This window comes from Mycolicibacterium celeriflavum (genome assembly GCF_010731795.1).
In the GTDB taxonomy this organism is placed as follows: Bacteria; Actinomycetota; Actinomycetes; order Mycobacteriales; family Mycobacteriaceae; genus Mycobacterium; species Mycobacterium celeriflavum.
In genome coordinates, this window is sequence record NZ_AP022591.1 from 1875701 (window position 1) to 1899719 (window position 24019).

The 24019-nt window shown below is 66.0% G+C and carries 19 protein-coding genes and 1 pseudogene; 13 read left to right on the top strand and 7 right to left on the bottom strand.

Annotation, left to right across the window (positions count from 1 at the left end; translation table 11 throughout):
• The first annotated feature begins 29 nt into the window (after positions 1 to 29).
• On the top strand, positions 30 to 509 hold the full coding sequence (locus G6N18_RS09200) for an SRPBCC family protein (RefSeq protein ID WP_083002107.1): 480 nt from the start codon (positions 30 to 32) through the stop codon (positions 507 to 509).
• Between the two features lie 275 nt (positions 510 to 784).
• Here the strand turns inward: G6N18_RS09200 and G6N18_RS09205 are convergent, their stop codons facing one another.
• Together G6N18_RS09205 and G6N18_RS09210 are read right to left on the bottom strand one after the other, a co-directional pair.
• Complete coding sequence (locus G6N18_RS09205) at positions 785 to 2998, bottom strand: acyl-CoA dehydrogenase family protein (protein ID WP_083002110.1); 2214 nt, start codon at positions 2996 to 2998, stop codon at positions 785 to 787.
• Positions 2995 to 3996: an NAD-dependent epimerase/dehydratase family protein gene (locus tag G6N18_RS09210; RefSeq protein ID WP_083002112.1), complete on the bottom strand. Its 1002-nt coding sequence runs from the start codon at positions 3994 to 3996 to the stop codon at positions 2995 to 2997. The genes G6N18_RS09205 and G6N18_RS09210 overlap by 4 nt, the downstream gene beginning before the upstream one ends.
• A 135-nt stretch (positions 3997 to 4131) precedes the next feature.
• On the opposite strand from G6N18_RS09210, the gene G6N18_RS09215 reads away from it, so the two are divergent.
• The 4 genes and pseudogenes from G6N18_RS09215 to G6N18_RS24890 form a co-directional block, all read left to right on the top strand.
• Complete coding sequence (locus tag G6N18_RS09215; RefSeq protein ID WP_083002115.1) at positions 4132 to 4704, top strand: TetR/AcrR family transcriptional regulator; 573 nt, start codon at positions 4132 to 4134, stop codon at positions 4702 to 4704.
• Positions 4701 to 5579 carry an alpha/beta fold hydrolase gene (locus tag G6N18_RS09220; RefSeq protein ID WP_082949153.1) on the top strand — a complete coding sequence of 293 codons (879 nt, stop codon included), beginning with the start codon at positions 4701 to 4703 and terminating at the stop codon, positions 5577 to 5579. The genes G6N18_RS09215 and G6N18_RS09220 overlap by 4 nt, the downstream gene beginning before the upstream one ends.
• 104 nt (positions 5580 to 5683) lie before the next feature.
• Complete coding sequence (locus G6N18_RS09225) at positions 5684 to 6178, top strand: hypothetical protein (protein ID WP_083002118.1); 495 nt, start codon at positions 5684 to 5686, stop codon at positions 6176 to 6178.
• Positions 6175 to 10488: pseudogene (locus G6N18_RS24890) on the top strand (HAD-IC family P-type ATPase); the annotation flags it as partial. The gene G6N18_RS09225 and the pseudogene G6N18_RS24890, both read left to right, overlap by 4 nt.
• Here the strand turns inward: G6N18_RS24890 and G6N18_RS24515 are convergent.
• Positions 10434 to 10682, bottom strand: a complete 249-nt coding sequence (locus G6N18_RS24515) for an Rv1535 domain-containing protein (RefSeq protein WP_237671821.1) — start codon at positions 10680 to 10682, stop codon at positions 10434 to 10436. The pseudogene G6N18_RS24890 and the gene G6N18_RS24515 overlap by 55 nt on opposite strands.
• On the opposite strand from G6N18_RS24515, the gene G6N18_RS09235 reads away from it, so the two are divergent.
• The 4 genes from G6N18_RS09235 to G6N18_RS09250 all read left to right on the top strand — a co-directional run bounded on the left by G6N18_RS09235 (position 10623) and on the right by G6N18_RS09250 (position 12946).
• Positions 10623 to 10895: a hypothetical protein gene (locus G6N18_RS09235; protein WP_083002123.1), complete on the top strand. Its 273-nt coding sequence runs from the start codon at positions 10623 to 10625 to the stop codon at positions 10893 to 10895. The two genes, G6N18_RS24515 and G6N18_RS09235, sit on opposite strands and share 60 nt — an antisense overlap.
• Before the next feature lie 74 nt (positions 10896 to 10969).
• Positions 10970 to 11182, top strand: coding sequence for a three-helix bundle dimerization domain-containing protein (locus G6N18_RS09240; RefSeq protein ID WP_067214732.1), 213 nt, complete (start codon positions 10970 to 10972; stop codon positions 11180 to 11182).
• A 67-nt stretch (positions 11183 to 11249) separates the two neighbouring features.
• Positions 11250 to 12095, top strand: coding sequence for a mycofactocin-coupled SDR family oxidoreductase (locus G6N18_RS09245; protein ID WP_083002126.1), 846 nt, complete (start codon positions 11250 to 11252; stop codon positions 12093 to 12095).
• An 86-nt stretch (positions 12096 to 12181) separates the two neighbouring features.
• The gene (locus G6N18_RS09250; RefSeq protein WP_083002128.1) at positions 12182 to 12946 is read left to right on the top strand and encodes an SDR family NAD(P)-dependent oxidoreductase; all 765 of its coding nucleotides are present in this window, start codon (positions 12182 to 12184) and stop codon (positions 12944 to 12946) included.
• Positions 12947 to 13264: 318 nt separating this feature from the next.
• Here G6N18_RS09250 and G6N18_RS09255 read toward each other — a convergent pair whose 3' ends face one another.
• Together G6N18_RS09255 and G6N18_RS09260 are read right to left on the bottom strand one after the other, a co-directional pair.
• Entirely contained in the window at positions 13265 to 14002 is a 738-nt protein-coding gene (locus G6N18_RS09255) for a YwaF family protein (protein WP_083002133.1), read from the bottom strand.
• 10 nt (positions 14003 to 14012) lie between these two features.
• Positions 14013 to 15383 (bottom strand): serine hydrolase domain-containing protein, encoded by a 1371-nt coding sequence (locus G6N18_RS09260; protein ID WP_407663563.1) that lies wholly within the window; start codon positions 15381 to 15383, stop codon positions 14013 to 14015.
• Between the two features lie 372 nt (positions 15384 to 15755).
• On the opposite strand from G6N18_RS09260, the gene G6N18_RS09265 reads away from it, so the two are divergent.
• Entirely contained in the window at positions 15756 to 16568 is an 813-nt protein-coding gene (locus G6N18_RS09265) for a DUF1906 domain-containing protein (RefSeq protein ID WP_083002136.1), read from the top strand.
• A gap of 149 nt (positions 16569 to 16717) precedes the next feature.
• Positions 16718 to 19228, top strand: a complete 2511-nt coding sequence (ponA2, locus tag G6N18_RS09270; RefSeq protein ID WP_083002139.1) for a transglycosylase/D,D-transpeptidase PonA2 — start codon at positions 16718 to 16720, stop codon at positions 19226 to 19228.
• 78 nt (positions 19229 to 19306) lie between these two features.
• On the opposite strand, the gene G6N18_RS09275 is transcribed toward ponA2, so the two are convergent.
• Both G6N18_RS09275 and G6N18_RS09280 read right to left on the bottom strand, forming a co-directional pair.
• Positions 19307 to 19558, bottom strand: coding sequence for a hypothetical protein (locus G6N18_RS09275; RefSeq protein ID WP_067224494.1), 252 nt, complete (start codon positions 19556 to 19558; stop codon positions 19307 to 19309).
• Positions 19559 to 19681: 123 nt separating this feature from the next.
• Entirely contained in the window at positions 19682 to 20185 is a 504-nt protein-coding gene (locus G6N18_RS09280) for a DUF2505 domain-containing protein (protein WP_083002141.1), read from the bottom strand.
• A gap of 107 nt (positions 20186 to 20292) precedes the next feature.
• Here G6N18_RS09280 and G6N18_RS09285 point away from each other — a divergent pair, with 107 nt between their 5' ends.
• Together G6N18_RS09285 and G6N18_RS09290 are read left to right on the top strand one after the other, a co-directional pair.
• Positions 20293 to 21348 (top strand): fibronectin type III domain-containing protein, encoded by a 1056-nt coding sequence (locus G6N18_RS09285; RefSeq protein ID WP_083002144.1) that lies wholly within the window; start codon positions 20293 to 20295, stop codon positions 21346 to 21348.
• A gap of 10 nt (positions 21349 to 21358) precedes the next feature.
• Positions 21359 to 24007, top strand: a complete 2649-nt coding sequence (locus G6N18_RS09290; RefSeq protein ID WP_163689844.1) for a redoxin family protein — start codon at positions 21359 to 21361, stop codon at positions 24005 to 24007.
• Positions 24008 to 24019 lie beyond the last annotated feature (12 nt).

Below are 24019 nucleotides of genomic sequence, written 5' to 3' on the forward strand. Positions count from 1 at the left end.
TTTTTTGGCCGCCGTTGGTCGGTACGGGCATGACTGACGAAACCATCAAGTCCACCTGCACCATCGACGCGCCCGCCGAAACCGTGTTCGCGGTGCTGGCCGACCCGACCAACCATCAGGCGATCGACGGTACCGGTTGGGTGCGGGAGTCGCTCGACGGCAAGCGGCTGACTGAAGTCGGCCAGGTCTTCCGGATGGCGATGTACCACCAGAACTACGGGGGCATGCACTATGAGATGGCCAACCGGATCGAGGTCTTCGCGCCGCCGTACGCGATTGCGTGGCAGCCCGGCCAAGGCGCGGACGACTCCAACCTCGACTTCGGCGGCTGGATCTGGCGCTACGACATCGAGGCGGTGGGCGACGACCGGGCGGAGGTCACCTTGACGTACGACTGGTCTGCGGTACCTCCGGAAATTCGCGAACACATCGCGTTCCCGCCCTTCGACGGGCAGCACCTCGACAACTCCCTGGTGCACCTTGCCGGACTTGCCCGAAAGCGGGCGTAGACGGCGGATGTTGCCTCGCGACGCTATGGCCGAGATTGCACTCAGGGCTGCGATGACCGTGTACGACCCTCAATGCAATCTCAACCGTAGGTGCGTCTTGTAACAGTGCCTGCGTCAGATGCAGCCCGCCACATGGTCGATGCCGCCCACTGCTCGAGGGTGAACGGAGCCGGTCTACCACTTGCTGCAGCCTTGTTCATCCGCTCGGGCGGTAGCTCGACGTAGCCGACGATCGCCGCTTCGCCGCGTAATCCCATGTGCTGTCCTTCGATTCGTTACCTTCGCGGAAGACCGAGGATCATCTGAGCGATGATGTTGAGCTGGATCTCCTTCGTGCCGCCGCCGATCAACTCGGCGGGGACCCGTAGATAAGGTTGCACAACGTCGGAGTCGATGGCCATCGCGATCCGGCCCGACGACCCCAGCGTGGCTGAAAATGTCCGGCGCAGAAGCACGTTCATCGCGACCTTGGCGATGCTGGAGGCTGGCCCGGCCCCCTGCCCGCCGAGCAACCGGATGGTTTCCCGCACACCCAGCGCCTTGATCGCATTGGCGTACGCGTCGAGTTCACCGAGTTCGCGCACGACGTCGTCGCGCTCCTCTCCCGCGGCGAGCCGACGCAGCGGTGCGGCCCGGTCGTACTGGACGTAACCACTGATGGCCGAGCGCTCCTCGGCCATCGTGGCGATGGCCAGCGCCCATCCACCAGTGGGTTCGCCGAGCAGCATCTCGTCGGGCACGAAAACGTCGTCGAGGAAGACCTCGTTGAACTCCTGCTCGCCGCTCGCCTGCTTGATCGGCTGAACCTCGATACCCTCCGACCGCATGTTGACGATGAAGTACCCGATGCCGCGATGCTTGGCGGCGGTCGGATCCGTTCGGGCCAACAGCGCCCCGAAGTCCGCCCGATGCGCTGACGAGGTCCAGATCTTGTGTCCGCTGACGCGCCAACCGCCGTCGACCTTGGTCGCCCGCGTCGTCAGTGCAGCGAGGTCCGAACCCGCTCCCGGCTCGCTGAACAGCTGGCACCACGCGAGTTCTCCGCGTTGGGTTGCCGGAATAAGCCGCTCCTGCAGTTCTTTTGATCCCGCCTTGATCAGTGACGGCAGGATCCACTCGGCGATGCCCAGGGACGGGCGCACCAGGGCGCGACGCTTGCCGAACTCCTCGTCGATGATCAGTTGCTGCAGCGGGCTGGCGTCGAACCCCCACGGCGGTGGCCAGTGCGGCGCGATCAGCCCCGCCTCGGCGATCGCCGTCCGCTGCGCTCCGGTGGCGAAGTGCTCGTAGTCGCCCTGGCGTCCCGGCCTGTCATTGCGCAACGCCGCGGCGGTGTCCAACGTCGCGGCCACGCGGGCGCGGAACTCCGATTCGGCGTCGCCCAGGTCGACCGAGAAGTTGCGCTCCTGCGTGGTGGTCACCTCGCCGAGTCGCCGGGCCCAGCGGCTTCTCGGTCCGATCGACGCGGCCAGGCTGGTGGCACGGCGCCAGTACAAGTGTAGGTCGTGTTCCCAGGTGAAACCGATCGCGCCGAACATGGTCAGTGTGTCGAGTGCGAGGTCCGGGCAGGGCGCAATTGCCATCAGTGCTGCGCCGGCCGCGGCCATCCGATGCTGGTCGAGCGGTTCACCTGTCGCCCGAACGGCGTCCCACGTTGCGGCGCTGGCCAACTCGCTGTTGACCAACAGCATCGCCGCGTTGTGCTGCAGCGCCTGGAACGTTCCGATGAGCTTGCCGAACTGCTCGCGGGTGTGCAGGTGTGCGGTCGCGGCTTCCACGCACCACTGTGCGATTCCCGCGGCCATGCTGGCGGTCAGCGCGGTCGCGAGGTATTCGGCCCGCTCGGCGTCGATGCCATGAAGAACATCGGCTTGCTCGACCGGATATGCGGTGAGGCGCATCGTGCCGAGGTCTGTCAACAGATCAGTACCTGCGACGGCCTCGACCGCGACGGCGGGGTGCACTGTGTCGACGGCGGCCCAGACCATCTGCCCTTCCTCGGTGACGGCACCCACCAAAGCGGTTGCGGCCGTGCACACTCCGGACGCCAAACCGGAGCCGCCGGAGATCAGCCACCGGTCGCCGTCGAGCTGGACGGTGAACTGCGAGTCGCGCGGCAGCACGACAACAGCCGCCAGGCCCCCGGCCAAACGGGTCAGAAGCGCCTCGGCCGATGGGGATGGTTCGGCAAGCGACGCGACCGCGCCCGTCGTCACCGTGGGTAGCAGCGGGCCGGGCAGCGACGCCTTGCCTGCCGCTTCGAGTACACAGGCGGCATCAAGCAGTTCGCCGCCCTGACCCCCGTAGCGCTCCGGAAGGTGCACGGCGTGAAAACCGCTGGCGCAGAGTTCCTCCCACCAGGGCGGAAGGTGGCCTTGCGCCAGCAGATCGAGTGCCTCACGCGTGGCGGCGATCGGAGCGCGGCGTGCGGCGAACTGGCCGACCGAGGCGCTGAGCTCGCGTTGTTCGGAGGTGAGTGCCAGGGTCATCGGGCCGCCCTGCTGGTGCGGCGCGTTTCGCGAAAGAACCTTGCCGCGGCGACGATCGCGTCGGGGGTGGGCGACGGGTTCCAGCCGAGTTCGCAGACCGCCTTCGAATGGTCCAGCGGAGTCATGATGTGCATCAGCCGGATGTTCAGCGGCGTCAGCTTGGTGTCATGCCCGCGAAATCCGGCGATCCAGCTGTTCGGGTAGCTGGCCGCCGCCATCACCTGGATCGGTATCCGTCGCCGAGGCGGCGCCGCTCCCACTGCCGCGCAGCCGATCTCGTGGATCTCCCGCGTGCTCATCCAGCGTTCGGAGACGATGTACCGCTCGCCGACGCGGCCCTGCTCTCCCGCGAGCACGAGGGCATGGGCCGCGTCCTCGATACCGACCACCTCCGCCTCGTAACCGTCGATGTAGAACGGCATCTTGCCGTGCACGGCCGCGGACAGCAGCGCGCCGTGCGGCGTCGGAAGCCAGTCGCCCGGACCGAACGAGTTCGCCACACACATCGCCACGGCGGGCAGCCCGTTCTCGACGCTGTATTGCAGCACCATCCGCTCGGCCTGCACCCGGCTGCGAATGTAGTCCCCGCCGACGTCGAGCCAGTTGTGCGCGGTGGTTTCATCCGCGAGCCCGTCCGTCGACCGTCCGATCGTGCCGATCGAACTGGTGAACACGAAGCGCTCGAGGTCGGCCTCGACGGCGATGTCGAGTACCCCGCGCAGTCCGTCGACGTTGGTGCGCCACAGCGGTGTCGGATCGAGCAGCCAGGGGCGGGCGTCGACCACGCAGTAGTAGACGACGTCGCAGCCACGCATCGCCTCACGCACGCTCTCGAGGTCGAAGATGTCACCGTGGCGAATTTCGACCGGCAGTCCGTCGATACCTCGCGTCGAGCTCGTCGCTCGGATCAACACCCGCACGTCGTCTCCGCGCGCGACCAAGTGCTTGGTGACGTGCGACCCCAGAAATCCACTGGCGCCGATCACGAGCTTCTTCATCGATGGCATCCGGCGCGCTGATCGGCTGTGGTCACCTTGCTCGCTTCTTCACATTTATCGAGACGGACCGTCTCGTCTTGCCAAGACTAGGTGTTGCTGTCACCATCTGTAAAGCCGTCAGATGCGGAGGAAGCAATGACCACCCCTGTGAGCGCGCCCCGGCGTCGCAGTGAGAAGTCCCGACTGGCGATCGTCAATGCCACGAAGGAGATACTGCTCGAGCGCGGATTCGACGGGTTGAGCATCGAGGCGGTGGCGGCGCGCGCCGGCGTCGGGAAACAGACGATCTACCGCTGGTGGCCCAGCCGGCCTGCGCTGGTCGCCGATGTCCTGCTCGAGGACGCCGACAAGATCCTGCGCCCCGTCGACCACACCGACGATCTGGCCGAAGACCTCACGCGATGGTCCACCAGACTGGCGGAGACACTCACCACCGAACGGGGGAACGCCATGCTGCGCATCCTCACCGTGGCGGGGATGGAGCACCAGGACATCAAGGCGCGCATGCAAGTCGGATTCAGCGCACCCCTGCACCAGAGCGTCAAGGCGAGGCTGTCGGCCGACGGCCTTGACGCCGCCACCTCGCAAGCGGCGGCCGACGCCATCGTCGGCGGCATCGTCTACGGAATCCTCAGTGAGGGCCGCTCGTTCCGCCGGAGCCGAGCCGAGACGATCACCCGGACCGTCATCGCTGGCGCCGCGCTATGAAACCTTCCCCCAACGTATTACGGGTCGTCGGCGCAGATGGAGTGCGCATAGTCGCCGACCGCCTCGGCGATCCCGACGCGCCGGCGGCCGTCTTCCTGCACGGCGGCGGTCAGACGAGACGATCCTGGGGCCGGGCGGCGGCGGCGGTGGCCGAACGCGGTTGGCAGGCAGTCACTGTCGACTTCCGCGGACACGGTGAATCGGACTGGTCTGCCGACGGCGACTACCGCGTCACCACCTTCGCCGAGGACGTCCTCGAAGTGCTCCGACGACTTCCCGATCGACCGGTCATCGTCGGCGCCTCGCTCGGTGGGTTCACGGCGATGCTGCTCGCCGGCGAACTCGCACCGGACGCCGTGCGCGCGATCGTGCTCGTCGACATCGTGCCGGATATGAATGAGTCCGGCGCGTCGCGAATCCACGACTTCATGGCCGAACGGATGGCCTCGGGGTTCGCGTCGCTCGACGAGGTCGCCGACATGATCCAGCAGTACAACCCGCACCGGCCCCGACCGACCGACCTCGACGGCCTGCGCACCAACCTGCGCCAGCGCGACGGCCGATGGTATTGGCACTGGGACCCGAAGTTCATCGACGGCACCGCGGCGCTGCCACCGATCGAGGTGACCGAGGTCGACAGGATGCACGCCGCGGTCGAAACGATTCTGTGTAGCGGCGTTCCGATGCTCCTGGTGCGAGGCCAGATGAGCGATCTCGTCACTCAGGAGCGCGCCGAGGAGTTCCTCGCCCGCTTCCCGCAGATCGAGTTCGTCGACGTCGGCGGGGCCGGGCACATGGTCGCAGGCGACCGCAACGACCTGTTCGCCGACGCCGTCGTCGACTTCCTCACCCGCCACACCGACGGACGACGCTGACCGACGCCTTCGGGCCGAAAGGCACTCAAATCCGTTCACCGAACGCGGGTATAAACCCTCCTATCAGGGAATGACTAGAGGGTTAATAGGCGCGAGGAGTTCCGATGAACATCATTTCGGCCGCCACCCAGGCTGTGGCGAAGACCGCTGAGGTCACTACCGCGACGGCCGGTGCGGTCGGCGGCGCGGCGGTCAACGGTGTGATCGGCGGCCTGAAGGGAGCGGCGTCCGGAGTGCGGGCCGGACTCGACAACGGCAGTCATTCGACTGCGGCGGCCGCGCTCACCATCGGCGCCATCGGTGCCGCCGGGTTGGTCGAGTGGCCCGTCCTGCTCACCGTCGGTGGCGCCGCGCTCGTGGTGCATCAACTCAACCGACGCTCGGATGCAGGGATCGATGCGGCACCCTCACTCGCCTCGGCTTCGTCGGCGACCAACGGTCGGGCCGGCACGTCGCCCGCGAAGCCCGCGAAGGCACCAAGTCGCAAGGCGCCGAGCCGCAAGGCGACGTCATCCCGTGCCTCGTCCCGAAAGCCTGCCAAGTCGGCGACCAAGACGGCGCGCAAGACGACGGCCTCGCGGCGCAGAACCACGAAGTGAGTCCGCTCCTCGGAAGGCTGGTCGGAAGCGTCACGACAGCCGTCACGGCGCCGATCACCCTGACCTCCGATTCGGTCGCGGCGGTCACCACTGCGGTCAAGGAACTCTTCGGCGGGACGCCGAGCCGACGGCGTTGGCGCAACGAGGACCGCTGCTGGATCGAAGTTCGCGGACTGTCCGACGAGAACAGCGAAACCGTGGCCGAGGCGGTGCTGCACGCCCTCCGCCGGGAGCCAGGGGTGCGTACGGCGCGGCTCAACCGACCACTGTCGCGAGTCGTGGTGACCATCGCCGAGGACGGGCCGTCGATGGAACGGCTGTGCCGGCTCGTCGCCGACGCCGAGGCACAGGCGGCAGATCGAGCCGACAACGGTGACGGGCGCCCTTCCGACCTTCCCGCCGACGGGATAGTGCTGGCGCACAAGATCATCGCGACGACCGCCAACGGCGTCGGGCTGTGCACCGCCGTGGCCGGCCGCGCGCTGATGTGGCCCGCACTGCCCGCCGGGCTCACCGCGGCGGTCACGCTCGTGGACTACCAGCCACGCTTACGCGCCATGGTCGAGAGCCGCCTCGGCCAGAGCGCCGCCGACACCGCGATCGCGATCGCTGCCGCAGCGGTCTACACAGTGACCGAGGCGCCGACATCCCTGGCTGTGGAAACGGTCCGGCATCTGACCCAGGTGGCAGAGGCGCTCGCCAGCGCGAATGCCTGGCAGCGGCGCGAACCGGCGATCGCGGCCCACGCCGAAGATGCCTCGATGCTGGTCGCGGCGCGCCGACCCGCTCCGCCGCCCCCGGGTCCGGTGGAACGCCATACGCAACGCAGCGGCCTGGCGCAGAGCCTCGCCGCCGCTTCGGTCGGGCTCATCACGCGCGACATCAACGCCGCTGGGACTGCCGCGGTGGTGGCCACACCCAAGGCCGCCCGCAACGCGCACGAAGGTTTCGCCGCGGCACTCGGCCGCGGATTGGCCGACAAGCACGGCGTCGTCGCCCTCGACCAGAAGGCCATCCGCCGTCTCGATCGGGTCGACGCCGTCGTGGTCGACCCGCGGATACTGGTGGGCAACCAGCTTCGGATCGGCCGGATGCGCGGTGTGTCCGACCGCGACCGCGCCGCGGTGTGGAAGTGGGCGCACGACAACCTCGACAACAATTCACTGGCCGTCGGCTGGCATCGCGCACCGCTTCACAACAACGGCGACAGCAACGGCGCAGCGACGGCGGAGGTGCTGGTCCGCCACGTCCACCATCCGATGGCGCCGAACGTGGTCGGCGAGATCCGACGTGCCGGCGCGGAGGTGGTGTCGGTCGAATCGGACGAACTCGACGACCTGCGCCCGTCGTTCGACGAGCTCTACCCGGTCGACGGCAGCCTTGACGCGGCATTGGCCGACACCGTCACGAAGCTGCAGCGCGACGGGCGCACGGTGGCGGTGATATCAACACAAGCGGCACAATCGATTTCGGCCGCAGACGTGTCGATCGGCCTCATCGCCGACGACGGTGCTCCACCCTGGCGCGCCGATCTGTTGGCCCCAGATCTACGCGCCGTGTGGCGGATCATGCGCGCTTTACCGGCGGCGCGCAAGGCGAGTAAGCGGGGCGTCGAACTTGCGACCAGCGCCTCGATGTTGGGTGCGCTGCTGATGATTCCTGGTGTCCGCGGACGCGGCCCCGGACCCGTGACCGCCGGTGCCACAGCCGGCCTGACGACCGGATTGTTACTGGCCCGCAACGTGCTCGGTGAAGACGCGCCGACTCCCGTTGCGATGCACGAATGGCACGCCATGTCCGTCGACGAGGTGCGCGAGCAGTTGCCCGTACCGAAACGTGACCCCGCGCAGCAGAAGTCGCGGTTGACGGTCGGAGTAAGCGCGTCTGCCGACGTGGTACAGCAGGTGACCGGGCCGGCGCTGCGGTTGGCGAGGGAGCTCGCCACCGCCCTGCGTGGCGAGCTTTCGGATCCGTTGACGCCCGTACTGGCGGTCGGCTCGGCGGCCAGTGCGCTGCTCGGTTCGCCGGTCGACGCGATCCTCGTCGGTTCGGTGCTGACCGGCAACGCCATGCTCGCCGCCTCCCAACAAGTCCGGGCCGAGCGCCTGCTCACCCGGATGCTCGCCGTGCAGGACCCGCTGGCTCGACGCATCGTCGAAGACGGGCACGAAACTGTCGAATCGGTGTACCTGCAGCCCGGCGATGTCATCGAAGTGCGACCCGGGGAGGTCGTGCCCGCCGACGCGAGAATCGTCGAGGCGGCCGAACTCGAGGTCGACGAGTCGTCGCTCACGGGCGAATCGCTTCCGGTCGCCAAACAACCCGGTGCGACACCGGGTGCGGCGCTGGGCGAACGAAGCTGCATGTTGCACGCCACCACGACGGTCGTTGCCGGAACGGCCGTGGCGATCGTCACCGCCGTCGGCGCCGCCACCCAGGCCAGCCGGGCGGCCCAGGTGGCACCGGCCGAAAAGTCCGCCGTCGGGCTACAGGCACAGCTGCGCGACCTGACCAATCAGGCGCTTCCATTCAGCCTTGCCGGTGGCGCGCTGGTCAGCGGGCTCGGGTTGCTGCGCATGGCGCCACTGCGCCGCGCGGTCACCAGCGGAGTGGCGGTAGCGGTCGCGGCCGTGCCCGAAGGCCTTCCCCTGGTGGCAACGCTGGCCCAGCAGGCGGCGGCGCGGCGGTTGACTCGCGCAGGCGTGCTGGTTCGCAGCCCACGCTCGGTCGAGGCGCTCGGACGCGTGGACGTCGTCTGCTTCGACAAGACCGGCACGCTCAGCGAGAACCGCCTGCGAGTCGCCAAGGCGCACAACGGCTCCGGCGTCACCGCTGAAGAGGTGGCCGAATGCGCCGCACGAGCCACCCCGCCCAAGAACGGCCATCGCCACGAGCACGCCACCGACGCGGCTGTGGTGGCGGCCGCGCCCGAAGCGAACGAACCGCCCGTCGGCGCCACGTATCTACCGTTCCGGTCCGGCAGACCGTTCTCGGCTTCCCTGGTCGACGGGCGCCTGTGCATCAAAGGCGCTCCCGAGGTCATCCTCGACGCATGCGAGAACCTCGATCCGAAGGTGAAGCGGGCCATGCGCGAAATGGCGGAAATGGGCCTGCGCGTCATCGCCGTCGCCCGCCGCGACGTCCCGCCTCGACAGGCGGCGGCCGCGCAGGCCAGCGACGAGGCGCTGATCAAGTTGTGCGGCAGCGGGTTACAGTTCGTCGGGCTTCTCGGCCTGTCGGACACTCCGCGTCCGGAGTCCGCGCCGCTGCTCGCCTCGCTACGGGAGCAGCGGATCGGCGTCAGGCTTCTCACCGGCGACCATCCGGTCACGGCGACGGCGATCGCGGCCGAGTTGGGCATGCCGGTCACCGAAGGACAGGTGATCAGCGGCGGCGACTGGGAGGGGTTGTCGCGCCGGGGCCAGGAGCGGGCGGTGCGCGACAAGCTGGTGTTCGCGCGGATGACGCCGGAGCACAAGGTTCAAGTGGTGCAGACCCTGGAGCGCACCGGCCAGGTCTGCGCGATGGTCGGTGACGGCGCCAACGATGCCGCGGCGATCCGGTCTGCGACGGTTGGGATCGGGGTCGCGGCGCGGGGCAGCGATCCGGCGCGCACGGCGGCCGACGTCATGTTGCTCGACGGCCGGATCGGGTCGATGCTCGACGCGCTCGACGAGGGCCGGCAGTTGTGGCGCCGGGTGCAGGCGGCCGTCGCGGTGCTGCTGGGCGGCAACGCGGGTGAGGTGGCGTTCTCCATCGTCGGTTCGGCGCTGACCGGAAGCTCGCCGCTGAACACCCGCCAGCTACTGCTGGTGAACATGATGACCGACGCCCTGCCTGCGGCGGCGCTGGCTGTCAGCCCGGCGGTCGCGTCGGCCGACGACGATGGCCGCGGCCCGAACCGGTCGGCGGTCTGGCGCACCGTGGCGATCCGGGGCACCACGACCGCCGCCGCGGCGACCTCGGCCTGGCTGATGGCCGGGTTCACGCTGGCGCCGCGGCGTGCGTCGACGGTCGCACTGGTGGCGTTGGTGAGCACTCAGTTGGGGCAGACGCTCATCGATTCACACAGCCCGCTGGTGATTGGCACCGCGGTCGGGTCTTTGGCCACGCTCGGCGTGCTCATCAGTACACCCGGCGTGAGCCAGATGCTCGGATGCACACCGCTGGGTCCGCTGGGTTGGACGCAAGCGTTGGGCACCGCCGGGGTGGCGACGGCTGCGGCCGGATGTGCACCGTGGGTGCTGCGCCGCGTTCAGTCCTCGATGTCGACGACGCCGATGCGCCACAGCACCGCATACAGTTCCCGCAGCGGGATCGTGATCAAGCCGGAGACGACGGTCAACGGGTCCGAGCAAGTTTTCACACCAGTTGGGGACACACCTCCGACGGTCCACACATCGGGCGTCCAGACGTCGAACACGCCATGACGGGAGGGCAACGAATGGCCGAATCCTCGCGAAACGCCGCAACCCACCGCGATGCCGTCCAACGAGTCCGCCACGCTCAGACGTTCTCGCTGGATCTGCCGATCGTCGGTCGAGTCCGAATTCCGCGACCCGAACAGCTCGCGTTCTACGGTGCGCTCGGAGCGCTCGCGGCGGTGGAAATCATCGAGTGGCCGGTCGCATTGGCGTTGGCCGCCGGTCATGTACTGCTGCAGAACGAACACAGCCGCGTCGCGCAGGAGATCGGCGAGGCTCTGGAGGATGTGTAGCCGGCGGCGGGTCGTGACGGGAATCATGGAGCCGCGGCTTGACCAATTAGGCGTGCTAAGCGCACGATCACAGCGTGATCGAGTTGAGTGAACAGCAGATCCTCGAACAGATCGCCGACCGGCTCACTGGGACCTATCCCGGCGTCCCCGTCGACGCGGTATCGCGACTCGTCCATGAACAGCACGCGCGTTTCGAGGGCAGCCGTATCCGCGACTTCGTCCCGCTTCTCGTGGAGCGGCATGCGCGAGCCGAGTTGAACAAAGTGAGCAGCGCCACCGCGGTGTAGCGTTCTGCGCCGAGCCGTCCAGGGGCTCGCGTCCAGTGTCCGCAGCCGCATAGCGTGAAAGGCCCTCATGGCAGACAAGAAGGCCGGCAGAGTCGTCGGCAAGGTCGCGTTCATCACCGGCGCTGCGCGTGGTCAGGGCCGTGAACATGCGATCCGGCTCGCCGAAGAAGGGGCCGACATCATCGCGATCGACGTCTGCGACGACATCGACGCTGCCGGATACCCCGGACCCTCCGAGGCGGACCTGGCCGACACCGCGGCACTGGTCGAGAAGTCGGGGCGGCGCATCGTGACCGCCAAGGCCGACGTGCGCGACCTGGCAAGCCTCCGCGCGGCCGTCGACCGCGGCGTGAGCGAACTCGGCCCGCTCGACATCGTCGTGGCCAACGCCGGCATCAGTGCCAGCCCGGCCCCTGCCGCGATGATCGAGGAGTCCGCGTGGCAGACGATGCTCGACATCAACGTGACCGGCGTTTGGCACACCGTGACGGCGGCCTTACCGCACATGACCAACGGCGGCGGATCGATCATCTTGGTCAGCTCGATGTTGGGCCTGCGCGGCGGCGGCTACATGGCCCACTATACGTCGGCGAAACACGCTGTGGTGGGCTTGATGAATTCCCTCGCCAATGAACTTGCGCCACAATGGATCAGGGTCAACTCGATCCATCCCGGCAACATTCTGACGCCGATGATCGACAACGACCACTTCCGTCGCACTGTGCGACCGGACCTCACCGATCCGACGATGGAGGACGCCACGCAAGTCATCGGGCACTTCCACCTGCTGCCGAAGCCAGTGATCGAGGCGAGCGCCGTGAGCAACGCCGTGCTGTTTTTGGCGTCCGACGAGGCGCAATACATCACCGGGGCGGCGCTGCCCGTCGACGCGGGTGCGGTCGCGAGATTCTGAACTACCGCCCCTGCAAACGTCGCAATCCTGACGCATTACGGTTGTTCGATCGAAGCCGGCCACGACAGATCAGGAGACCGTCGGAGATGACGATTCTGGACCGCTTCCGACTCGACGACAAGGTCGTCGTCATCACCGGCGCATCGTCCGGCCTCGGCGTCTCATTCGCCGAGGCGTGCGCCCAAGCCGGTGCCGACGTGGTGCTGGCTGCCCGGCGGATCGAAAAGCTCGATGCAACAGCGCAACTCGTACGCACAGCAGGCAGGCGTTCACTGAGCGTCCAGACCGACGTCGCGGATCCCGAACAGTGCGCCGCGCTCGTCGATGCGGCGATGCAGGAGTTCGGTCGTGTCGACGTCCTGGTGAACAACGCCGGCGTCGGAACCGCGGTGCCCGCTGTCAAGGAGACTCCCGAACAATTCCGCACGGTCATCGATGTCAACCTGAACGGCTCCTATTGGGCCGCTCAAGCATGCGGGCGGGTGATGCAGCCAGGGAGTTCGATCATCAACGTCTCGAGTGTCTTGGGTCTTACCACCGCGGCGCTGCCGCAAGCCGCCTACAGCGCAAGCAAGGCTGCGATCCTCGGCCTCACCCGCGACCTCGCCCAGCAGTGGGGCGGACGAAAAGGCATACGTGTCAACGCTCTGGCGCCAGGCTTCTTCAAATCCGAGATGACCGACGAGTATGCGCCGGGGTACCTCGATCGCACGCTGTCCAGCCGCGTGGTGTTCAACCGGGTGGGTGAGCCGTATGAACTGTCGGCCACGGTGGTTTGGCTCGCCTCCGAAGCCAGTGGCTATGTCACCGGTCAAACCATCGTCGTCGACGGCGGTGTGACCATCACATAGCAACTGCGCCGCTAACGCTTCGCACTCGCTTTGGTCACGAACAGTGAACGGCTATGCCTGGCTGGCGATGAAGGTGATTTGATCGGGGCAGCGGCTCGATGAGACGACGCCCGGAAGGTTGCCTATGGGTTCGTTGGGACCGCCACTTTCGACTGCCCTGCTGCTCGCGGTCGCCATCATCGCCGCGCTCTGCGGGTTCACCGCATCGGCCGTGATGCGCCGAAAGAAGCGGCACACGCCGAACGTCTTTCTCCTGGGCGCGCTCTGCGGATTCGTGGCGGGCGTGACCCTGCGGAGGACCAAACTCCGCCGGATGACTCAAGCCACGCTTGCGCTCTCGGCAGCATTCTTCCGCATCCGCTCCCACGGCCATGTCATCAGTGCCCACACGATGAGGACGATCGTGACCTCGGCCAGCAGATACAGCGGCCACGGACCCAAGACGTCCAACAGGGACGCGGTCGGGGGTTTCCTGTTGAGGTAACCGTAATTGGTCCCCACGATCGTGTTGAAGATGAACGTCGAAGCCGCCCATACCAGGGTTATGACGACCACGAAACGGTAACTGCGCCAACAGGGACGCATGCCTCTGCCCCATGTGAGGTAGATGGCCGCCCACACCGCGAAAACGTGAAGCACGAAGAACGTGACGAACAGGTGGTGGGGAAAATCGGGCGCGCCTTCTTCCGGTGTGCCTACGTCCGGTGTGATCAACGCCTGCGAGCTCAGGACCAGGCACCAGTAGTACGTGAGCGCGAACGCCCAATGCCGTTGCGACCACAGCGCGTAGGCAGCCATCAACTCCGCGATGTCGCACAGCTGGATCTGCACCGACGTCTGGACATCTGGCCGGATCAGTTTGTAGACCAACGCCACCACGAAGGCCGTCAGGATCAGGACCGCGAAGATTCGGCCGAACATCCGGGCCTGGGCTTCGGTCTGCCGGCGTCCGATCCAGACCAGTAGCGCAGCGCCTATGGCGAAGATCGCGAGGACCACCAGGTGTGACGGCCCATACGCCGCGAATTCTCGTTGTGCGTAGAACAATCCGACCACCTCCCCTACGTCAGCGTGGCCTGGGGGCAGGTGGCGAAGGCGTGACCGGCGGCGCGCTGCCGTAGAGGCCGAGGCTTTGCGCGGCTACCGTGGCGAGTTCGCCTTGCAGGTCCGAGACCGGTCGGCTGCCCCGAATATGGATCGCGTTCGTGAGCAGAATGACGTAGGTGTTCGATCCCGGGTCCATCCATATCGAAGTCCCGGTGAATCCGGTATGCCCGAAGCTACCGACCGGGAAGACCAACCCCCGCGGCCTGGAATGACCGGTGTCGATGTCCCAGCCGAAGCCGCGCAGCTCTTGTCCCGAGATCGCTGGAAACGGCTCAGGCACTGAGGAATCCGAGTTGGATGCCTCGAGAACGGCTCTGCGAGCGGCTTCGTTCGCCGCTTCGAGTTGGTGAGCTGCGTGGCCGGGTTGCTCCGGAGCGGTCATCAACTGCAGAGTCGCCTGCTTCAGCGGAAACTTGCTCGGGCGGCCCGCCAGCCGATCGAGCAGAGCCTGTGCATAGATGCTCAGATCCCGCGCCGTCGAGAACACACCGGCATGCCCGGCGACCCCACCCATGCGGCGCGCCGTCGGATCGTGCACGGTGCCGCGTAGCAGGCGGTCAATATCCGGATTTCTCCTCGGATCGGCTCTGCTCTCCTCGTCTAGCGCTGTCGGCGCGATACGCGGCAGAAGGCTCGTGCGCCAGGTACCTGTAGGACAGGTACCTGGCGCGCGGGGGTCGGCCGGCGGGGCCCACGCGATCGCTGCTCCTCTGATCTCATGCGGGCCACATGCTTTGGCGGGGGGAAGGTAGCGGGTGTCGTCCATGCCAAGCGGCGCAAACACATTGCGCTGAACGTAAACGTCCTCCGACTCACCGGTGACCTCTTCGATCAGCGCGCCGAGGAGAATGAAGTTGATGTCGGAGTAGCGAAACACCTCGCCGGGCAGCGATTGCAGCGGTGTCGTGAGCGCACGACGGAGACCTTCTGATTTGTCGGCTCCGTCCAGTCCCCATGGGTCTCTCAAGTCGATATCGCCCGCTATACCCGACGTGTGCGTGAGCAACATGCGAACCGTGACCCGTGCGCGCTGAGGGTCGTTGGCCTCGTTGAAGCCGGGCAGATACGTCTGCACGGGCGAATCGAATCCAACCTTGCCTTGTTCGTAGAGCTGCATGACGGCGGTCGCCGTTGCGAGGCATTTGGTCAACGAGGCGAGGTCGAAAATCGTGTCCTCGGTCATCGGCTCAGCAGGTGCGGGCACTCCGTCCAGTCCGGGTTCACCGGCGAGCTTGCGCATGCCGTACGCCCGGTGCAAAACGAGCCTTCCGCCGTGCCCCACCGCCACCACGGCGCCTGGCATCCTGTGCGCGGCAACCGCGTTGTTCATCAAGACGGAAACTGCCGAGAAGTCGATCGCCGGGACCGCAGGGGGCGCCGGCGACGGTCTCGGACTGATGACTGTCGTCGAACGATCGTCGGTTGCGGCCGGATGATCTACCCGGCCGCACGCGGAAGGCGCTGCAGCGGTAAGCAGGACGGCCGCCACCACAATGGCCCTGCGCACAGATGATTGACCGAACCGGGCGAGTCGGTCTGCTGACATGACCACCTTGTCGGTCGAACGTGCGATTGCCCTCAGCATAGGGTGAAGGCAACGCCTCGCGAACCGAATCCGAACGTCGTTGCCTGGTGTTTCGTGCCTGCGTATGAATCCGCCAACCCGCATCCGGTGCGCCCACCGTGTTGTTACCATCGCGCCGTGCACGAGTCCCCGGCGACACCTGGTCGCGGCGAAGGGCCGTCTCGTTCACGCCGCGAAGTCCTCAAGTACACCCTCTCCGCCCCTGCTCTGTTGCTCCTCGGAGCGGTGGGGGCGACCATTCGCGGGCCGGAGGCATCGGCCGAATCCCTGCGGTTGGCCGATTTTGCGACCCGGTTGGCCCCGGCGGATCAGCTCAAGGCGGCGGGCTTCGACGGTGCCCTGGTCTACGTATCCGAACTTCGGCCGGGTGCGGACTTCGACTTCAAACCCGTCACCCGCGAGTATGCCGATTCGCTGCGTGCGGAGGGACTCCACGTCGTCAGCTGTTATCAGTACGGGAAACCGGGTTGGCCGACGCCGTCGGACTACACCCGCGGGTATGAGGGCGGCGTGGCAGACGCTCAGACAGCGCTGCGACTGCACGGTGCCGCCGGAGGCCCGGATTCGGCGCCGATCTTCTTCAGCCTCGATGAGGACATCGACCGCGACACCTGGGACAGCGTTGCGGTCGAGTGGTACAGAGGGATCAATTCGGTGCTCGGGGCACATCGCACCGGCCTCTACGGGCACTCACGGGCGTGTTCGTGGGCGATCGGAGACGAGGTGATCGGGCGCTCGACCACTGACGGACACTGGTGGGCCTGGCAGACGAAGGCGTGGTCCGGTGGACAGCGAGAACCCCGGGCCGTGCTCTATCAAGCTGTGGTGATCGGCCCGTCAGAGCCTGGGGTACCCGTCGGCGACACCCACGTGGACGAGAACGAGGTGCTTGCGCCCGACTTCGGACAGTGGGGTCTCGACAGAGCTTGACGTCCATGCGCCAGCCGTCATCCGGAACATGGTCTTGACCAGCACTGATGCCGCTGCCGGCCATCTGTACGGCCACAGTTTCGCCACATCGCGGTCAATAATCGGCGGGGGAACACTCGCGGCCGATTCCGATTTAATACTCTGCTGACATGCCGGATCGTGGACCGGCCGGGGGGACGGTCGTAAAGCTGGGACTGTGCTGCCTGTTGGCTGGTGTGTTGGCGGCCGCCATGATGTTTCCGTTCGCGGGTGGGTTCGGGCTGCTGTCCAATCGCGCGTCGGACATCGTCGCCAACGGGTCGGCCCAGCTGGTGGAGGAAGACGTTCCGCAGGTGACGACGATGGTCGACGCTGCAGGTCGACCGATCGCCTGGCTGTACAGCCAGCGCCGGTTCGAGGTCGCGAGCGAACAGATCGCCAACACGATGAAACTGGCGATCGTGTCGATCGAGGACAAGCGGTTCGCCGAACACGCCGGGGTGGACTGGCAGGGCACGCTGACCGGCTTGTCCGGCTATCTCTCCGGGAACCTCGACACCCGCGGCGGTTCGACCATCGAGCAGCAGTACGTCAAGAACTTCCAGTTGCTGGTGACGGCCCAGACGAACGCCGAGAGGCGGGCCGCAGTCGAGGTGACACCCGCCCGCAAGCTGCGGGAAATGCGGATGGCGCTGACGCTCGACAAGACGTTCACCAAAGCCGAGATCCTCACCCGCTACCTCAATCTCGTCGGCTTCGGCAATGGGGCGTTCGGAGTGCAGGACGCGGCCCAGACCTACTTCGGCATCAACGCGTCTCAGCTGAACTGGCAGCAGGCGGCGCTGCTGGCCGGCATGGTCCAGTCGCCCACCTCGCTGGACCCTTACATCAATCCCCAAGGTGCGCTGCAGCGTCGCAACCTCGTGTTGGACACCATGATCGAGCACCTTCCCGCGCGCGCCGACGAGCTTCGCGTTGCCAAGTCGCAGCCGCTCGGGGTGCTGCCCCAGCCCAAGCAGCTGCCGGGCGGCTGCATCGCCGCAAACGACCGCGGATTCTTCTGTGAGTACGTGCTGGCTTATCTCGCACGTGCCGGCATCAGCAAGGAGCAGGTTGCGCGGGGCGGATACCTGATCCGTACCACGCTCGACCCAAAGGTTCAGGAGTCGGTCAAACGCGCGATCGACAAGGTCGCGAGCCCGACGCTGGAGGGCATCGCCAGCGTGATGAGCGTCATCGAGCCCGGCAAGAAGTCGCATCGCGTTCTGGCGATGGCCAGCAACCGAACGTACGGCCTCAACGACGAGGCCGGCGAGACGGTGCAACCGCAGCCGTTCTCGCTCGTCGGCGACGGGGCGGGGTCCATCTTCAAGATCTTCACCACCGCGGCGGCGATGGAAATGGGCATGGGAATCAATACCCAACTGGCCGTGCCGGGGTTCTTCCAAGCCAAAGGTCTGGGCAGCAGCGATACGCCGGGTTGCCCCAAGGAGACCTGGTGCGTGAAGAATGCCGGCAACTACCGCGGGTCGATGAATGTCACCGACGCGCTGGCCAGCTCGCCCAACACCGCGTTCGCCAAGTTGATTCAACAAGTCGGGGTCCCCCGCGCGGTCGACATGGCCGTTCGGTTGGGGCTGCGCTCGTATGCGATCCCCGGAACGGCGCGCGCATATGACCCGACGGGCAACGAGAGTCTGGCCGACTTCATCAAGGAGCAGAACGCCGGATCCTTCACCCTCGGACCGTTCCAGCTCAACGCGCTCGAATTGTCCAACGTGGCAGCGACTTTGAGCTCTGGCGGAGTGTGGTGCCCGCCGAGTCCCATCGACAAGATCGTCGACCGCGACGGCAACGAGGTCACGTTCACCACTGAGAGCTGTGACCAAGCCGTGCCGGAGGGACTGGCGAACACGCTCGCGAATGCGCTGAGCAAGGACGACAAGGGCGGCGGCACGGCGGCGGGCGCGGCCGCTTCGGTGGGTTGGGACCTGCCGCTGTCGGCCAAGACCGGCACCACCGAATCCCACCGGTCCTCCGGGTTCGTCGGCTTCACCAACCAGTACGCGGGCAGTGTCTACATCTTCGACGACTCCAACTCGCCGTCCGAGATCTGCTCGTTCCCGCTACGGAAGTGTTCGAGCGGTGACCTGTATGGCGGTAACGAGCCGGCACGCACCTGGTTCGAGGCGATGAAGCCGATCGCCACCGATTTCGGCGAGGTGCGTCTTCCGCCGACCGATCCCCGCTACGTCGAGGGCGGACCGGGTGGCGAGGTGCCCGACGTTTCGGGCATGAACCTCGAAACCGCCCGCCAGCGGCTGCGAGATGCCGGTTTCCAGGTCGCCGAAAAGCCGACGCCGGTCAACAGCTACGCGTCGTACGGCGCCGTGGTCGGGACCACCCCGAGCGGTCGAACCATCCCCGGGTCCGTCGTCACAATCTACACCAGCAACGGGGTCGCGCCCGCGCCGCCGCCGCGGCGGGAAGAACCGCCGCCCCCGCTCGGTGCCCCGGGTGGTCCTCCGCCTCCGCCGGTGGATCCGATGATCGTGCAGATTCCGGGGTTGCCGCCGATCACCGTGCCGATGCTCGGGCCGCCACCACAGGGGCCACCGCCGCCACCCGGACTACCTCCGCCGCCACCGCCGCCTCCACCGCCACCCCCGCCGCCGCCGTAGAGCTTCTGCAGGAGCGCTGAATCAGTAGTGGATCTGACGTTCGCTAGTCCGACGAACCGAGCGCTTCGCGTCGCGGAATCACTCGCGGGTGAGTTGGTCGGAATCTGCGAATAGGAGATTCCCCTCGTCGGAGATCACCGCCCAGCGTCGGGCAGGATCGGCGAAATGGTTGCTTCCGATGTCCACCGCGGCCGCCGCCATCTCGCCGAAGTCCTCGACGATGACGCCGTGAGTTTCGGTGTCTGTGTCCGGATTTACTCGGACGCGGACGTCTACCGCGAACTCCGAGTCGTCGCCCTGCTCGCGATCAGCAGCATCTTTGTCAGCCACTGTCTCCCCCTGACAACCGTCAAGTGATCCCCGAGAACGTCAGTGAATCACGATCTTTGCCCGCCCGTTGACGCAATTGCCGTTTTGCCTGCTTCCGTTCCCGCGGCCCATTGGGCTCCGGCGTCAGGCGTTCTCCTTGATCCACGCCATGACCATGCGCAGCATCTCGGGTGTCTGGTCGGCCAAGTGGCGACCGAAGTGGCTCTCGAGCTTTCCCCCGACGATCGGAACTTTGACCTTGATGGTTCCGCTGCACTTGATGCGCTCGCCGTTGTGCGTGGGCACCATCACGACGGTGCTGTGCGCGGAGCCCGGGGCGCCGCGGGCGTGAACGTGGACCTCCCCGCGTACCTCTTCCCCGCGATCGAGAATCCAGGTCTCGTCCTGCACGAGTTCCAGACCACGGGGATAGAGCTTGGCCAAGACGCCGGGTAGGACCGCATTCCGTAGATCCTGGACGACCCTCAGCCGTACGTCGCCGTTCGGGTCGACGGTGAATGAGTCGAGTTCGGTGGTCTCACTGTGTGGCGCGATGTTCTCCAGCCAATAGTCACGCTCGGAGAACGCGGCATGAATCTGTTGCAAACTGACCGAGGATTCGACCGAACACTCAAATCGCCGTGACATGGCGGCAGGTTATCGAAGCCGGCGTGGGTGCGCACGGCGCTTCGATCACTGGGCCCTGTTTTGCGGACGTACCGCGTCATCAGACGTCTCGGGAATATGCTCGCCACATGGCCGAGTGGTTGGTTCTGGCACTTCTTGTTCCGGCCATTGTCGTTCCGGTTGTGCTTCTCTTCGGCTTCGCCGGTTGCGACCAGGTTTTCGGGCTAGATCGTCTGGACGCTCCACAACCCGCGCCCATCATCGAGTCGGCCACAGGCAAGAGTCTGAGCACCATCACGCTGACATGGGCGATCGACCAAACGGCAACGAGTATCGAGTTCGAACGAACCAGAGTCGACGCGCCGGGCGAGCTGTACAAATTCACCGTGCCGGCATCACCTCCCAGCCACGATGACAGTGCCGGGTTGAACCCCGCAACGACCTATGAGTACACGGCGCGTGCGGTTTTCGCTGACGGTGACAGATCCGAAGCGTCGGCGCCGGTACGGGCCAGCACCCTCACCCCTCCCGCCTTCGACGCTGTAGGGGCTGGGAACACCGGCGCAGGCACCGCCAACGTCACCACCACCTGGTCTCATACAGCGTCCGGTGACTCCAGTGCGGTCGTGGTCGGTTTGCGGTGGTCACACACGGGCGGGTTCTTCCCCCCTAGTGGGACGCCTACGCGGACGGCAACGTACGGCGGAACTCTCATGACCTCGCTCGGGGTGGTCGGCCTCAACAACGCGGCACTCACCGACATCAACGGCACTTTCGTCTACCACGAGTTCTTCGGCTTACTCAGCCCCCCGACGGGTGAGCAACCAGTGTCGATCTCCGTTGCACGACCTGGCGCCGGTTCCATAACTGTCGAAGGATGCTCGGCCTCCTACAGCGCGGTGTCCGCATTCGGTTCCATCTCGGCGAACTTCGGCACGGAACCGGGCACGTCGCTGTCGCAGAATGTCATTTCGGCCATGTCTGAAAGGGTCGTCCAGATGTTCACGACGGCGTCAGGTCCGATCACCAACTACAACCAGACATTGCGTTTCGGTGGCGTGGCCAACGGAATTGGCTTCGTCATAGGAGACGCCCCAGGAGCCGCGTCGGTTCCATTCACCGCAACCCGAGCAGACAGTGTCGATTATGCCGGGCTCGCTGTGCGACTTACTCCGATCTCCTAGAAGGCTAGCCATGGCGAATCCTCTCACCGGCGACTACAGCGCAGTGGTGCAGATCGCCATGCGGCAGATCAATGGGCTCCTGGCCACCCTCCACCAGAACGGCGACCAGGACACCCCACTGAAGTTCTTTCACAGCATGGCCACACGCATCGGCGACCCTCGCCGTAGACGTCCGGAGGTCGGCGCGTTCGGGGACTGGGTGGTGGCATACCAGAAAGCCGGACCCGGCCGCGGGCTTGATGATCTTCGTACTCAGCTGACTGCCACCGCGCCGCCGGGAACCGCGAAGATGCTTTCAGATGCGTTCGTCGGGTTCGATCAGGACTGGGAGGTCGAGCTGCCTCCTGACGTGGTGCGCGGAATAGTGAAGCTGCAGGTGTCCTCGATTTCGATCACAGTTCCGACCGGGTCGTCAACCGAGGTCACCATTCACGCGGACGTCCGGGCGCAGTACTACCCGGATCCCGGTACCACCGAGATACCCAACTCGATACACGGCGAGGTGCGGGCCGCTTTCGACGTCAGGCAGACGCCGCAGGGTTCCGGACGTCGACTGCTGATTCAGCCCTCGGCTCAGGACTCCAAGTTCGAGTTCGTCGCCGCGCCCGGAAGCGGATTGACGACAGCAGAGGTGGGCAAGATTGCTGCGCAGGTTCGCAAGTTCGTTCGCGAAGGTGTGTCTCTGCTGCCCGTGGACTTGCCTCCTCACTTCGCGTTCACCGAGTTCAAGGGTCTCGGGTCCGGCGCCAACCAGGTGATCGCCCTGCCGTTCCAATTGTCGGGTGCTCCTTCGCCAGCCGACGGCCTCCAAAGCCTCACGCAATCCTTCATAGGCGCAAGTGGATTCGGCTTCGCGGTCAGTAAAGAACACGTCGGTACCCTCATTGATCTCGAGGCGATTCGCCAGGCGATCAAGAACCGGCGGCCACTGAAGTTCAGCATCGGCACCATCTTCGGCGGGTCTGTTTCCGTGACATATCGCCTGCGCTTCAGCTCCGGGCCGACCTTGACGTTCAAAAACGGTGCGATCGAGATCGGCGGTCGAGTCGCGGCGGAAACCGATACGTCGTGGGCACCCAACGGCTTCGTCAGCTTCAAGCAGCGAGTCACGCTCGTCTTGGACGCGACCAGCCAGAGAATCAGCTTGGAAAGCGCTGGCGAGCCCGATGTCGATGAGTCATGGTTCATCCCGCACGGCAGGGCGGTCAACATCGTGAGGGCTGAGCTTGACGCAGCGCTGGAGCGGAACCGCACAGCGATCCACCGCGTCTTCGACGACGCCAGAAACACAATCACCAACGGGCTGCGGAGGTTTGATGCCAGCACGTCGGCTTCGTACACTGCCGTCCACATCACCACCGACGGCGTAGTTGTCCGCGGCGAGATTCGCACCGCCGGACGCCGCGCACCGGTCGTCGAGATCGGTGAGACGCACAACGGCGCCGCGTTCACCGCGCTTCAAAGTTGGATCCCGGCCGGCCGCATCGATCGGTTCGTCTGGACGTGGGTGGAACGTTCAGGGGCCGACAGCATCTGGTCAGGTGTCGAAAGATCCTTCGTCGACGAGCACCGCTTCATCCTTCCCAAGCCCGAAGGCCTCACCAACGTCAGCCAGATCTGCCTACGGATAGAAGGCAGCCAGATCACGCCGTCCGGACAGCACGTCAGCATCGCAGGCGGCACGACGTGCAAAGTCCCAGAGCCTGAGTTCGAGATGAGCGTGCCATCGTGGTGGGCACCGCTCACCATTCCGTTCTGGAGACCGAGCCCGCCCGACACGGTCCCCTTGAGGCAGGCAATTGCCGGACACATAAGTGTGCCCGGGTTTCCCGGCGACACTGCGCCCAAACTGAACGCTCTTGTCTACTTCGTTGACGATCGCCAGGATCGCTTCTTGGATCCGCTGATCGAAGCGCTGGCTCAATCGCCCCATAGGTCTTCGGTCGTGATGACGGTAGTCGTACCGACCGGCACATTCGACACGTCTCGGCGGGAGGTGGAAAGCAAACTCGGTGTGAATCGGGAAAGCCTTCCGCCGGTACACTTCACCGAAGACGACGAGGGCGGCTGGACACGGACATTCGGGGTTTCCAGCACGCCGTCGATGTACCTGCTCAATTCGAAGAGCGAGTTCGTCTGGAGGAACGACGGCGATCCAGACGTGGCGGACGTGCTTGCGGCACTGGACAAGTACGCGGTCGCCACGTTGCCCTCCGGTTTCCGTCCGCTCCGGCTGACCGTCTCGCCAGGCGATCCGGCGCCGAATGTGAGGTTCGAAGACGAGGGACATCAGTACGCGCTGCACCGCATGCGTGGACGCGAGGTCTTCCTGACGTTCTGGCAATCGTGGTCTGCGCCTTGCTTCTCGGAACTGCAACGGCTGCAGCGACTACACCAGACGAGTCGACAGCCGCCCTTCATCGTCGGGTTACACGGCGGCGCCGACGGCAAGGCTGTCGGCGACGTCCGCAAGCGCCTCGGCCTGTCGTACCCGCTCGTCCAGGACCACCAACAGCGGATTGCCCGCGCATACGGCGTCCGTTGCTGGCCCACGTCGGTCAAGGTCGACGCCGAAGGGCGCGTCGAACACATCCAGTTCGGAACGGCGCACGAACACATGCGACCTGGCGTCGACCAAGGATCGGCAGCGCCGGTCTGAACGGCCGAACTA